General features: G+C 66.1%; 1 protein-coding gene. It reads right to left on the bottom strand.

Going from position 1 to position 254, the window contains the following annotated elements; translation table 11 throughout:
- On the bottom strand, positions 1-254 hold a 254-nt coding region (locus tag A5483_RS10940), incomplete at both ends, for a biotin/lipoyl-containing protein (RefSeq protein ID WP_338152048.1).

Raw genomic sequence — 254 nt, 5'->3', positions numbered from 1 at the left:
TCAGCCGACGGCTTGGCAGGCTCCGGAGCTGACTCGGCGGCAGCGGGGTCGCCGATGATGGCCAGGACGGCGCCGACTTCGGCGTCTTCGTCTTCGGGGACTTTGATCTCAAGGAGGGTGCCGGAGGCGGGGGAGGGCACTTCGGTATCAACTTTGTCGGTGGACACCTCAAGTAGGGGTTCGTCGGCCTCGACGGTGTCTCCGACTGCCTTGAGCCAGCGGGACACGGTGCCTTCGGTGACGGACTCACCCAG

Origin of the sequence: Cutibacterium namnetense, from assembly GCF_001642025.1 — a bacterium.
GTDB classification, from domain to species: Bacteria; Actinomycetota; Actinomycetes; order Propionibacteriales; family Propionibacteriaceae; genus Cutibacterium; species Cutibacterium namnetense.
Note: the sequence above shows the minus strand (reverse complement) of the source record. Positions and strands in the feature narration are given on the sequence as shown.